At 56.7% G+C, this 9,013-nt stretch carries 7 protein-coding genes and 1 pseudogene; 6 read left to right on the top strand and 2 right to left on the bottom strand.

The genetic code is table 11. The annotated features are described in order from the left end of the window. Positions 1 to 675: pseudogene (locus tag Q0239_RS15655) on the bottom strand (hypothetical protein); the annotation flags it as partial. 123 nt (positions 676 to 798) lie between these two features. On the opposite strand from Q0239_RS15655, the gene Q0239_RS15650 reads away from it, so the two are divergent. From Q0239_RS15650 to Q0239_RS15630, 5 genes are all read left to right on the top strand, one after another. Beyond that, positions 799 to 2,385, top strand: a complete 1,587-nt coding sequence (locus Q0239_RS15650) for an MFS transporter (protein WP_298604607.1) — start codon at positions 799 to 801, stop codon at positions 2,383 to 2,385. After that, on the top strand, positions 2,382 to 3,425 hold the full coding sequence (alr, locus tag Q0239_RS15645; protein ID WP_298604605.1) for an alanine racemase: 1,044 nt from the start codon (positions 2,382 to 2,384) through the stop codon (positions 3,423 to 3,425). The genes Q0239_RS15650 and alr overlap by 4 nt, the downstream gene beginning before the upstream one ends. Positions 3,426 to 3,503: 78 nt before the next feature. After that, positions 3,504 to 4,061, top strand: coding sequence for a polyhydroxyalkanoate synthesis repressor PhaR (gene phaR, locus Q0239_RS15640; RefSeq protein WP_298604603.1), 558 nt, complete (start codon positions 3,504 to 3,506; stop codon positions 4,059 to 4,061). Positions 4,062 to 4,108: 47 nt separating this feature from the next. After that, complete coding sequence (gene proS / locus Q0239_RS15635; RefSeq protein WP_298604601.1) at positions 4,109 to 5,635, top strand: proline--tRNA ligase; 1,527 nt, start codon at positions 4,109 to 4,111, stop codon at positions 5,633 to 5,635. Then, on the top strand, positions 5,571 to 7,925 hold the full coding sequence (locus tag Q0239_RS15630; protein ID WP_298604599.1) for a ribonuclease R family protein: 2,355 nt from the start codon (positions 5,571 to 5,573) through the stop codon (positions 7,923 to 7,925). Before proS ends, Q0239_RS15630 begins: the two co-directional genes overlap by 65 nt. 162 nt (positions 7,926 to 8,087) lie before the next feature. Here the strand turns inward: Q0239_RS15630 and Q0239_RS15625 are convergent, their stop codons facing one another. Beyond that, positions 8,088 to 8,543, bottom strand: coding sequence for a universal stress protein (locus tag Q0239_RS15625; RefSeq protein WP_298604597.1), 456 nt, complete (start codon positions 8,541 to 8,543; stop codon positions 8,088 to 8,090). 143 nt (positions 8,544 to 8,686) lie between these two features. Here Q0239_RS15625 and Q0239_RS15620 point away from each other — a divergent pair. Further along, a partial coding sequence (locus Q0239_RS15620) for a biotin/lipoyl-containing protein (RefSeq protein ID WP_298604595.1) occupies positions 8,687 to 9,013 on the top strand: 327 nt, incomplete at its 3' end.

Genomic DNA, 9,013 nt, shown 5'->3' with positions numbered 1-9,013 from the left:
AGCGCGGCGGTTCCAGGGTTCTCCCTTTTCATCCTCGTTGACATGGGCATAGAGCGACAAGTTGGGGAAGTTGGTGGGCGCCCACAGCCAGTAAAATTGCGGCATCGTCGCGGGGGTGGTTGGTTGCGGGTCGGCTGCACCGATCGGACGCACGCCCCAACTCCGGTCACGCGTGCCAAAGGCTCCTTCATAGGCTTCGCGCTTGCCATCGACCTCGACCCAGCCCGAAACATTGCAATTCACGGTGAAGCGGGTGAGGTCCATCATCATCCGCGTGCCGTTGCGGCGGGTGAAGCGCGGCTCCTGAATCGGCGCAGAGCGGACTTCGAACGTCAAATCCGCAGAAATGCCCTCATGATTGTCGACGACGAGACGGACGGTCTTGAGCGGCTCGACAACCTCGATGCGGATCGGCCCGCAATGCATGTCCATCCGTTCGAAACCCAATATGCGCGATGCATGGATGCAGTGTTGCGTACCATCCCTGATGATCGAGAAATGTGCATCGGCGATATTCAAGTGCGGATATACGCCAAAGGCTGCACCGAAATAGCCCGACCCGTCGGGACGGTAGCCACAGAAAAAGAAGCGGTCATAAAAATTGCGGTCGGTGCCTGAAAAGGCAATTGGCTCAGCCGTCTGATGGATCGGGTACTCGTCGCCCTTGGTCAGCATCTCTCTCTCCTTAACTCTCTCGCACAAGTTGTTAATCGCTCGATTAAACAAACGCAACAAGGCTTGAACGATGTGGCGTTGCAACTAAGAGAGAGCGAAAGGCGAGACAGGGAAGGGGAAGCCATGGCGAGTACAGCAGAGGCTAACGAAATTGTAATTGATCCCAAACGCGATCGGCTGGTGATTACCGCTTCGTCACTGGGCACCGTGTTCGAATGGTATGACTTCTTTGTGTATGGCATTTTGGGCGCGCTGATCGGGAAGCTATTTTTCCCATCAGATAACCCGACAGCCGCCATGCTTGCGAGCCTAGCCGTTTTTGGTGCCGGTTTTGGCGTGCGGCCGCTTGGCGCGATTGTGTTCGGTTATTTAGGGGACAAGATCGGACGCAAATATACATTCCTGATCACGATATCACTGATGGGCGGGGCGACGGCTGCGATCGGTTTTTTGCCGACATTCGCCTCGATAGGCGTCACTGCTGCCGTTTTGCTACTAATCCTGCGCTGCTTGCAGGGCCTGGCATTGGGCGGCGAATATGGCGGGGCAGCCATTTATGTTGCCGAGCACGCGCCCAAAGGGAAGCGCGGTCAGTATACAAGCTGGATTCAGGCATCGGTTGCTGGCGGGTTTCTACTCGCGGTGTCTGTTGTGCTGCTGACGCGCACGTCTATGACCACCGAAGCGTTTGAGGCTTGGGGTTGGCGTGTACCTTTCCTGATTTCGATTCTGCTGCTCGCCATTTCACTGTGGATACGGCTTAAGCTTTCCGAAAGCCCGGTGTTCAAGGCGATGAAGGAAGCCGGCACGATTTCCAAAAATCCCTTTGTCGAAAGCTTCCAATATCCCGGCAATGTGAAGCGCATCCTGGTTGCTCTCTTTGGCGTCGCAGCCGGTCTGACAGTGATTTATTACACATCGCAATTCGGAACGCTCTATTTCCTTACGGGGACCGCGCGCGTTCCGGAAACCGACGCGTTGGGCTATATGGCTGTTGGCGCATTACTTGCTGCGCCTCTATATGTCGCCGCCGGTTGGCTATCCGATCATTATGGGCGCAAGAAGATTTTGTTGATCGGCTATGCGCTGTCGATCGTAGGTACCTTTCCCCTATTCCATATGATGGCAGATGCGGCCAATCCAGCGCTGGCGAAGGCGACAATCAGCGCGCCTGTCACGCTGGTTTCGCCGGCTTGCGACTTCAACGTCTTTTCCAGCAAGCATGAAAGTGATTGTGCCAAGGCGCTCAACTTCCTTTCCAAACGCGGGATCAGTTATTCAAAAGCACCCGGCACCGAGCTGGCGTTGAAGGTCGGTTCGGCAGAGATCAAGGGCTTCGACGACAAGGCCTATATTGCTGCGCTGGAAAGCGCTGGCTATCCTGACAAATCCGATCCTGCTCAGCGCAAGCCGCTGGTTATCATTTTTGCAGTCGCGATATTGGTTGCCCTATCGGCCATGACCTATGGTCAGGTGGCTGCCATATTGGTCGAGATGTTCCCTGCAAAGATACGCTATACGTCCATGTCGATACCCTATCATATTGGCACCGGATATTTCGGCGGCTTCCTGCCGTTCATTTCGCAGTATATCGTGGTGAAAACAGGCGGCGCGTTCATGGGGCTTTGGTACACTGTCGGTGTGGTGAGCATGGCCTTTATTGTCAGCCTGATCTGGCTGCCTGAAAACAGGGACAAGGATTTAGATTGAGTTTTACCGCCCCTTCGCGTTTGCGTCTGGACAGCAGCGCACTGATTGCCAATTGGAAGACCATGGCCCGCATGAGCGGAGCGGCTGCTACAGGTGCAGCGGTAAAGGCAGACGCCTATGGCTTGGGCGCTTGCGAAGTCGTGCCTAGGCTGTGGGAGGCAGGGTGCAGGGATTTTTTTGTAGCTCATTGGAGTGAAGCGGCCGCAATCGCCAAATTGGTACCTCCGGGAAATATTGCCGTCCTCAACGGCATATCATCAAATGACATGGCCGCAGCACAGGAGATCGGTGCCATACCGGTCCTGAACACGGCGAAACAGATTTCGGCTTGGAAGGCGGGGGGTGGAGGACGATGCCACCTGATGCTCGATAGCGGGATCAACCGGCTTGGCCTAGGGCTGGACCAGATTGATGCCCAATCGTTGGAAGGTTTGGAAATAGACATATTAATGTCCCACCTTGCGTCGGCCGATGAGGATGTTGACCAAAATCACCGCCAACTCGCGATGTTTCACCAAGCTGGCCAGAGTATTTCGGCCCGGCGCAAAAGTCTGGCGAACAGCGCAGGTATAGCATTGGGTAAAGATTATTGCTTTGATCTGACTAGGCCGGGACTAGCCGTTTATGGCGGTGTTCCGCGAAACGAATTGTCGCCTGAAATAAAGCAAGTTGTTTGGCCGGAGGCTCGCATCTTGCAGATCAGGCAACTCGATGAGGGAAGCCCTGTCGGGTACAATGCTACTTACACAACGCGAGAATGCTCGGTTCTGGCCACTATTTCTGTTGGCTATGCTGATGGCTATTTCCGAGGCTTCTCCAATACAGGTTTTTGCCGATTTGGCGTGGATCGCTTTCCAGTGGTTGGGCGCGTATCAATGGATCTGGTAACCGTAGATATTTCGAACAGCAGCAGCCAACTTGCTGAGGGCGATTGGCTGGCTATGGAATTTGAACTGAGTGGTGCCGCGGCAGCATCGGGTATAAGCCAATATGAATTGTTGACCGGTTTGGGGCGTCGATATTCCCGGCACTGGATTTAGGGCTTCTCGCTCAAATGTTGCAGTGCAAGAAAAACTGGTGCAAAGCGGCTTCATACCAATTTCACCGGGAACGCATGAATGGCACGGAAATCCGCAACGAGTGAAGACGGCCCGATCATCATCAAGAAATATGCGAACCGGCGCCTGTATAACACGCAGTCGTCCAAATATATCACGCTCGACTATTTGGCCGAGCTGACCCGCAAGGATATCGAATTCAAGGTTGTCGATGCCAAAACGGGCGAGGACATCACGCATAGCGTGCTGACGCAAATCATCATGGAAGAGGAAAATGGCGGCAAGAGCATGTTGCCAGTCAATTTCCTGCGCCAGATTATCGCTCTTTATGGGGACTCTATGCAGGGTCTAGTCCCGCAATTCCTCGAAAATTCAATGGATAACTTCCGCAAGAACCAGAAACAGGTTCAGGATGTGATTGAGAATGCGCTGACCTCGGGCCCCTTCGGTCATATTGCCAAGCAGAATATCGAAATGATGCGCGCTGCGCGCGATGCGTTCGTGCCTAATCTGGGCAATCTGGGTGGCAAAAAGGAAAAGTCCGACGAAAATCTTGATGATCTGAAACGCCAGATGGCCGAGCTGCAGGCGAAGATAGACAAACTCTCCAAAGAGTGAGCCGCCGCACGGTTGCGGTTGAGCCGTCAAGCCGCTAGGGGCAGCGCATGAAACACGCGCTTTCCGTAACCCGCCAACAAAATTTCGCCGCCTGGTATCAGGAGGTTATTTCTGAAGCCGACCTTGCTGAAGAATCGGGCGTACGCGGCTGCATGGTTATTCGCCCATGGGGCTACGGTATGTGGGAACGCATCCAGAAATTGATGGATGCGGAAATCAAGAAAGCCGGCGTCGAGAATTGCTATTTCCCGCTCTTCATTCCGCTTTCCTTCTTCGAAAAAGAGGCCGACCATGTTGAGGGCTTCGCCAAAGAAATGGCGGTCGTCACACACCATCGCCTCGTCGGTGACGGGAAGGGCAAGCTGATCCCCGATCCCGAAAGCAAGCTGGAAGAGCCTTTGGTCGTCCGTCCCACCTCTGAAACCGTCATCGGTGCAGCGATGAGCCGCTGGGTGCAGAGCTGGCGCGACCTGCCTTTGCTGGTCAACCAATGGGCGAATGTCGTGCGTTGGGAAATGCGCTCCCGCATGTTCCTGCGCACGAGCGAGTTTCTGTGGCAGGAAGGCCATACCGCGCATGTCGATCGCGAAGATGCGATGAAGGAAACGATGCGCGCAATGGAAATGTATCGGGCCTTTGCCGAAGGTCCGCTGGCAATGCCGGTGGTTGCGGGTGAAAAGCCCGAAAATGAGCGCTTCCCCGGCGCCGTCGCGACTTATTCGATCGAGGCGATGATGCAGGATGGCAAGGCGTTGCAGGCCGGCACCTCGCACTATCTGGGCACCGGCTTTGCAGAGGCGGCGGGCATCAAATATCAGGATAAGGAAGGGGGGCAGCAATACGCCCACACCACAAGCTGGGGCGTTTCGACGCGCATGATCGGTGGCGTCATCATGACACATGGCGATGATGATGGATTGCGTTGCCCGCCGCAGATTGCACCCTGGCAGATCGTGATCGTGCCTATGTTGCGTGACGATGATGGCGATGCCGCCGTGCTAGATTATTGCCGTGAACTCTGGAGAGAACTGGGCGCGTTGTCGGCCTTTGGCGAATCTGTGCGCGTGCTCCTCGACACCAAAGCCGCCAAAGCGTCGAACAAGCGCTGGGCCTGGGTAAAAAAGGGTGCGCCGATAATAGTAGAAGTTGGTCCTCGCGATGTATCCGAGGGCAAGACCGCCGTGCTGCGTCGTGACCGGCTGTACAAGGACGATGGCAAGCTCAACACTGCTTTTACGCCCAAGGATGATTTCGTCGCGCAAGCAGCGGCTATGCTTGAGGAAATCCAGACGACGCTCCACTGCGAAGCCAAAGCGCGGCTCGAAGCCAATATTGCGCGTGACGTCACCGATCTCGCGGCGCATTTCAAAGGTGACGAGGCCAAATTTGCTGGTTGGGTAGAAGTGCAGTGGGCGCGTCCCAGCGGCGTCGCGCTCGACAAGATTGTCGAGCAATTGAAGGCGCTCAAACTCACCATGCGTAACAGCCCGCTGGATGCGGCGCCTGTTGATGGCAATTGCTTCTTCACTGGAGAACCGGCGGTCGAACGCATCCTCATCGGACGGACCTACTGATTTGGCGCGAAAGCCGCGCCATCAGCCGGGACTTCCGACACGCGAGCAAATCCTCGAGTTCATTGAGCAATCGAAAGAGCCTGCAGGCAAGCGGGAAATTGCCCGGGCGTTTGGCTTGCATGGCAGTGACAAGATCGCCTTGAAGGCCCTTCTCAAGGATATGACCGACGAGGGGCTGATCGACGCTGCCCCGGGCAGGGCGTTCCACAAGATGGGCGGTGTTCCGCGCGTTACTGTGCTCAAGATTGTTGATGTCGACGGCAACCAGTTGATCGCCATTCCGGAGCGCTGGGAAGCGGAGGGCATTCCTTTGCCCAAACTTCGCGTCATCGAACGTGGGCGCAAAGGCGCGCTTGGCATCGGTGATCGCATCCTTGCGCGCACCGAAGAGGCTGGCAAAGGCTGGGTCGCGCACCCGATGAAGAAGCTGGCCAAGGCGAGCGAGCAAATCATGGGTGTGGTCGAGGAAAGCGACAATGGCCGTTTCTGGCTGAAATCGACTGACAAGAAGGCGCGTTTCGATATTCCCTTGTTCGAAATCGGTGAGGCGCAGCCGGGTGATCTGGTGCTGGCCGAACTTGGCGGTCGGGCAGGGCAGAAGAAAGCACGTGTTACCGATGTTCTCGGCGATCCCTTTGCTCCACGCAGCTTCAGCCTGATTGCCATCCACAAATTCGGTATCCCGTTTGAAATTCCGGAAGAGGTGGAGGCCGAGGCAAAGAAGGTGCATGACCTGCCCGTCACCTCCGAAAAGCGCGAAGACCTGCGCCATTTGCCGATCATCGCCATTGATCCACGCGATGCGCGCGACTTTGACGATGCGGTCTGGGCAGCGCCGGACGACGACGCTAAAAATGCAAATGGTTTCAAAGCGATCGTCTCCATAGCGGATGTAAGTTACTATGTGCGTCCGGGCAGTGCGCTTGACCGCGAGGCTGCCAAACGCGGGAATAGCGTCTATTTTCCCGATCGCGTTGTCCCGATGCTGCCGCACGCGCTGTCATCGGATAAATGTTCGCTGCGCGCAGGGGAGGATCGCGCGGTTCTTGCATGTCACATGCAGATCGACGCGGGAGGACAAGTGACGTCATGGCGTTTCACCCGCGCAATTGCTAGGATTTCCGCCAATATTCCGTATCAAGATGCGCAGGATGCGATTGACGGGAAACTTGATCATCCGATGCTTGAGAGCGCGCTGAGGCCGCTTTGGGCCTGTTGGGGCCTGCTCAAAAAAGCGCGCGACCGGCGCAATCCGCTCGAGTTGAACCTGCCCGAACGCCGCATCACGCTCGATGATCATGGCAGGGTAGTCGGCGTTGCCGTGCGCGAGCATCTGGACGCGCATCAGGTTATCGAGGATTTCATGATCGCGGCCAATGTCGCGGCCGCAAAGGCGCTCGAGGAGAAGAAATCGCCGCTGATCTATCGGGTACACGAGCCACCGGCGCGCGAGAAGCTGGTCGCACTCAAGGACTATCTCAAGACTTTCGACCTTGAATTTGCCCTTGGGCAGGTGGTCCTCCCGTCTACCTTCAACGCGATTATCGACAAGGTGCAGGAACATGACGAAATCCTGCCACAGATCATGGAAGCGGTGCTGCGCAGCCAGACGCAGGCTTATTATACTCCGCAAAATGCCGGGCATTTCGGGCTGGCATTGGGCAGCTACGCGCATTTCACTTCGCCGATCCGCCGTTATGCCGACCTGATCGTGCACCGTGCGCTGGTGAGCGCCTATGATCTGGAAATGCCGGCGCCCAAGGACGGTTCGATCAAGCCGGTGACTGGCTTGTCGGCCAAGGATTTCGAACGGCTTGACGTCACGTCTGAAATGATCAGCCGTGCGGAACGCCGCGCTATGGAGGCCGAACGCGAGACCACCGACCGCTATGTCGCGGCTTTCCTCTCATCGCAGATCGGCCAGATTGTCGATGTGCGTATCACCGGCGTGCAGAATTTCGGCTTTTTCGCGACGGTAGAGTCTATTGGCGGCGATGGTTTGGTTCCGGTCTCAACTTTGGGGGCAGAACGTTTTTTCTACGACGAAGCGAGCCAGACGCTAACCGGCGAGGATAGCGGCGATGAATATCGCCCCGGAATGCGCCTCAAATTGCGTCTGGCCGAGGCCAATCCGGTATCCGGCTCGCTGCGCTTCGAATTGCCCGAAGGCGGCAGCTATGCCCCGGCGCGCATGCAAAGACCGTCGGGCGTGAAGCATAAGGGCAAGCAAATGGCCGGAAAGCGCGGGCGGCCTTCGAATATCCGGCACCAGGGGAAGAGGCGGCGCTGAATTTTGTTCACGCAGAGGCGCAGAGTGCGCAGAGAATTAGCGACTGCGGCGGAGCCGCTTTCAAGTTGATCGCGTCGTTAAGCTTCAACGGAAGATTTGTCGAATGAGCCTTTGGCTCTGGAAAAACGCTCTGCGAACTCTGCGCCTCTGCGCGAACAAAATTCAGCTTAATTCATCCAGCGCTGCATCGCTGAGCGATCCCGGAATCACCATCACCGGACAGCGCAGCGAACCCGCATTATTGCCGGTGAAATGTGAAACCAGCGGCCCCGGTGCGCCCTGTGCCGCTGCACCCAGCACCAACGCCGCGATCTCCGGATGCTCGTCGAGCATTTCCTTCACCACATCCACGCCTTCGCCATCCTTGATAGTGATGCTGGGCTGGATACCGAGTTCGTCAAAGATCGAGCCTGCGGCGACGCGCACCAGTTCTTCGGCCTTTTCGCGGTTCTCGGCTTCCATTGTTGCCTGCACGCCGCCCCAGGCAACGAAATCCGCTCGTTCGACCAAAGTCAGGATATGCAGGCTGCCGCCAGTTTTGGCGGCACGGCGCGCGGCAAAGCGGAGCGCGAGGCGCGCTTCTTCGGTCTCATCAATAACAACCAGATAGGTGCGCATCGCCGTTTCCCCGTCGCGGCATTCATGTATTCGTATGAACCTGCGTCATTTCCAATCGCAGTGCAAGCAATAGCCGCTTGACGCTGGGGAAACCAAGCCCTTATGCCGCTTCGACAAATCCAGACCATAAACAGGATGCCCTGATGCCCATCGAGCTCAAAATGCCCGCACTGTCCCCTACCATGGAGGAGGGCACGCTTGCCCGCTGGCTGGTGAAGGAAGGCGACAGCGTGTCGTCGGGTGATCTGATTGCCGAGATTGAAACCGACAAGGCGACGATGGAGTTTGAAGCGGTCGATGAGGGCGTGATTTCGCAGATTTTGGTCGCCGAAGGCACGGACGGGGTGAAAGTTGGCACCGTGATCGCGATGATCCAGGGCGAGGATGAGGGGGCAGCGCCGGTAAAGGCCGTTGCACCTGCTCCGGCACCTGCGAAAGCCGAGACACCTGCCGCTCCTCCGCCACCGCCG

Source organism: uncultured Sphingorhabdus sp. (assembly GCF_937872355.1).
Classification (GTDB): Bacteria; Pseudomonadota; Alphaproteobacteria; order Sphingomonadales; family Sphingomonadaceae; genus Sphingorhabdus_B.
Note: the sequence above shows the minus strand (reverse complement) of the source record. Positions and strands in the feature narration are given on the sequence as shown.